This window comes from Gammaproteobacteria bacterium (assembly GCA_027296625.1).
In the GTDB taxonomy this organism is placed as follows: domain Bacteria; phylum Pseudomonadota; class Gammaproteobacteria; order JAKEHO01; family JAKEHO01; genus JAKEHO01.
The window spans coordinates 1-3936 of sequence record JAPUIX010000124.1 but is presented as its reverse complement, the minus strand read 5'-3'; the positions used below and the strand labels follow the sequence as shown (position 1 = coordinate 3936).

The window sequence follows — 3936 nt, the reverse complement described above, 5'->3', positions numbered from 1 at the left end:
GTGGGCCCGGGGCTGTAGCGTCTACCTTAAACCTGGGCAGGTCACTTCGCTACTGCCGTATATTGCCCGACAGGAAGGGCGAGTCCACTTCGCTGGCACACACACTGTTCCAACCCTGGCCGGTTGGATGCAAGGCGCGTTTGTGTCAGGCCGTCGCGCCGCCCGCGAGGTTAATGAAGCACCGTAGCTGCCGCTTCCTGAACGACTGCTGTTGGCCGTTTCCGGCCTGTCAATTCGTCAATTTTTTTTGGCAGTTTGAATGACCGCTTTGCCCCCGAAAGCGGCCATTAAGCTAATATTGTCCATAGTGGCCGCTAACGACCCTAAGCGGACGTTTGTGGCCTGCTACTGATCCGCCATCCAGCTACTATACTTAGGTCATTAGCAATACCGATAAAGCCAAACCCTCCGAAAGGTGGGGACGGAAATTCCGGCACACTCCGGCGTCCCAACGAGCAGGGAACTATCAGTGCGGACTCTCACGTTCTCGATGATCATGGTTTACTTAATAGTCGCTCCGTTAGCATCGAGAACAGCACTAGGGGAGAATTATGAGTTCAGTAGTATTGGTGCATGGCTCTTGGCACGATGGAGAGCTGTGGTCGCCGGTGATTGACAGTCTGGCCGACCTTGGATATACGGCCTACGGTCCAACAATTGCTGGCCACGGAAAAGGTGCCGTCAAAGACGTCAATCATGCCGATTGCGTGCAATCAATAGTCGACTATATCGTGGACAATGATCTTCGTGACTTTTCATTGGTTGCGCACAGTTTCGGCGGCACGGTCATTTGCAAGGTTGCCGAAGCCGTTCCTGATCGCATCAATCGCCTTGTTTTTCACAGTGCGTTCGTCCTTGAAGACGGCAACGCTTTGTTCGATGAAGTGCCACAGTTCTATCGAGAATCATTCGAACAGATTGCGGCGGCATCTTCGGACAATACGATCATGTTGCCGTTCGAGCTGTGGCAAAGCGCGTTTATTAACGATGCCAACGATGAGTTAGCAAGTTCGACGTATGAGATGCTGTCCTCGGAGCCGTTTCAGCCGTTTCTGGACAAGCTGGACTTGAAAAAATTCTATGGGCTGACTATCCCAAGCAGCTACATCAACTGTCGCGATGACATCGCGCTACCTGCAGGCGAATGGGCTTGGTGTCCGCGCTTTCCGAATCGTCTGAAGAATTGCCGATTGTTGGAGATGCCGGGCAGCCACGAGGTGATGTTAACTAACCCGCAAGCACTCGCGGAGACCATTGTTGAGGCTTGTGCTGTGTAAATGTTCTTGGGCCCGATTTCGATGCTTTGAAAGACCACCCCGGCTACGTAGTGCTGTGCGGGCGCTTCGAGGACGCTCGATAAGCCGCTCCGAGTTGACACATCGGCAAGCGTCCGCTTATGGCCGAAAGCGGACTGTTATTTGAGTGCTTTTCGGGTCTATCGAAGGTCCGCTATGCCCCCGAAAGCGGACATTCGGCTAATATTGCCCTGAAGGTCCGCTAACGACCCGAAGCGGCCAGTCAATTAAATACGGCGGATTGAAAGTAATGACGCATTATTCAAACCGGGAAGCACTATGAAGCGACTGTCTATCTGGGACCCCGTTAGCCTGCAAGTTCGGATCAAGGGAATGAAAATGTGCAGTTAAGACTAGTTGGCATATTCGCTCTTGCTTTATCGTTTGCTGCCTGTGATGGTAGTTCAGGTGGTCAAACGCCGCCAACATCTGCCGGATGTGGGCCCTATCCGGAGCAATCGACGTCACCGTATGTGCTTCCCTATGAACCAGGCTCATCCTATCTGGTGGGCCAAGGAAATTGCACAAACGGATCCCATAGAACGGGAACGCCGGACCAGTACGGTTACGATTTTTTGATGCCTACTGGTACGACCCTCATAGCCTCACGCGGCGGCACTGTCACCAGAGTCGTTGACAGTTTTATGGACGGTACGGGCGTTCCGGGCGAAGAAAATGTAGTCGGCATAACTCATGACGATAATTCTATTGCGCTCTACTTTCACCTTGCCGAGCATGGCGCAATGGTTGCGATGCAGCAAATAGTAAGCATGGGCGACGTCATTGCTCTGAGTGGAAATTCCGGCAATAGTACCGAACCTCATTTACATTTTATTGTCTCCGGTCCACCAAACACAGGGGGCGTCGGTACATTGCCAATAACTTTTAGTAATACCGATCCACATCCAAACGGTTTGATTGAGGGGCGGTTCTACGAAGCATTTTAAAACGCTTTCCGACGCCGGTCACAATTGAGAATGATTGGTGGCAACGCCGCTGATCCAGTGATCCTACAATACGCGTGACATTACTTATTACATTGACCGCTGTTGGCCGTTAGCGGCCGGTCGAATTGGCATCATTTAGGCTGATTGAACGACCGCTATTGGGGAAAGCGGACATTCGATCCTGGATCACTGCAAAGGACGCTCCAGAACGTCCGCTATACGCTCCAAAGCGGTCGTTGGGCTAAACTTGCCGAAAAGGTCCGCTAACGACCCAAAGCAGACATTCCCGATCGCTTCAAAAAGACGTGATTAAGTCAACAATCAGCAATTTTCGAGCGATTCAGCGTATAAAGAAGCCACATTCTGTGCAGGTCGCCCACGCCTTTCTCTTAACTTGCCAGTACCCTCGGCACAGAGCTCGCGCACACTAGCAGATCCTGCTCCGTCAGATCGTTCGCATGCGAGACTCGGTTGCGGCCGGTTGCTTTGGAATGATAGAGGGCCTGGTCGGCCTCAGATAGCAGCGTGCCAGTGTTGATATTCCGTCCGTCCAGAGACGAGATCCCGATGCTCACCGTAATCGGTCGTTTGTGCCACGCTGCCAACTCCAGTGCCTTACGGCATCGCTCTGCCAGCGCCCGGGCACTCTCCCGGGAGGCCCCGGGCAGTATGATCACAAACTCCTCGCCACCGATCCGAGCGACGAAATCGGTCGTACGCATGCTCCCCTTGAGATATCCGGCAATGGTTCTGAGCGCATCGTCACCGGCCGGATGGCCGAATTCATCGTTATAGGACTTGAAGTGATCGGCATCCAGAAACAACAGCGACAGCGGTGATTCAGATTGCCACGCACGCTGAACCGCGTCGGGAAACTCTTCTTCAAACGCGAAACGATTATTCAGACCGGTTAGGTCGTCAGTGACGCTCAGTGTCTTGAGGCGGGCATTGCTCAGCTCGAGCCGCCGCTGGTATTCCTCGACCTGGCCCTGGTAATTGCGTAATTTTGCGGTGTTGTTTTTTTTCAACTCTTCCACCGCGTTGCTCAGTTCGACTTGAGCAACGACCTGCCGTGACAGCGCCAACAGCGCGTTTTTCTGGTCGTCCGTGAGTTGACGCGGGACTTGATCGATGACGCACAACGTACCGAGCGTGTCGCCCCCCGAGGTTACCAGCGCTGCGCCAGCGTAGAAACGTATCGGCGATCCGTCCATTGTCAGAGGAGTGTCGGCGAAATGTTTGTCATGGCGCGCGTCGGGAATCACGAACAGCTGATTCGGCCGAGCAATTGTCTGTTCACAAAAGGGTGCGGCCCGGGACGCCTGCCCCGCGTTGACACCGTGCTGTGATTTGAATCGCTGCTGACCATCATCGATCAGGCTGACCAGGGCAATCGACGTGTCGCAAATCAGTGCTGCGAGAGCGGTGATGTCGTCATAGGATTGATCCGGCAGGATATCCATGGTTCGCCTCCGTGCGTTACCGTTAAGCCGGGAGACAACGTAACGCCTCGGATTCAAGTTCAGTGTGTGGCCCATCACGTTTTGCAAACATCGTTTGCTCGCGCACGCTGCGAAGACGCATATGGTATTTGAGCAGCACTATTTTCATGCATGGGAGACATAATGAAATTGAAAGGTGTAACTGATTTAGAAGGCTCCAAAATTCGAGGGCAGGCGGCGTTCCGCTGCGCG

At 53.5% G+C, this 3936-nt stretch carries 4 protein-coding genes; 3 read left to right on the top strand and 1 reads right to left on the bottom strand.

The annotated features are described in order from the left end of the window. From O6944_06850 to O6944_06840, 3 genes are all read left to right on the top strand, one after another. Positions 1–187: FAD-dependent oxidoreductase (locus O6944_06850; GenBank protein MCZ6718850.1), on the top strand; the 187-nt coding region annotated here is incomplete at its 5' end. Positions 188–551: 364 nt separating this feature from the next. Continuing rightward, positions 552–1277, top strand: coding sequence for an alpha/beta fold hydrolase (locus O6944_06845; protein ID MCZ6718849.1), 726 nt, complete (start codon positions 552–554; stop codon positions 1275–1277). Positions 1278–1636: 359 nt separating this feature from the next. Next, entirely contained in the window at positions 1637–2242 is a 606-nt protein-coding gene (locus tag O6944_06840; GenBank protein MCZ6718848.1) for a M23 family metallopeptidase, read from the top strand. Positions 2243–2631: 389 nt separating this feature from the next. On the opposite strand, the gene O6944_06835 is transcribed toward O6944_06840, so the two are convergent. Continuing rightward, positions 2632–3705 carry a sensor domain-containing diguanylate cyclase gene (locus O6944_06835; protein MCZ6718847.1) on the bottom strand — a complete coding sequence of 358 codons (1074 nt, stop codon included), beginning with the start codon at positions 3703–3705 and terminating at the stop codon, positions 2632–2634. Between the last annotated feature and the right edge of the window lie 231 nt (positions 3706–3936).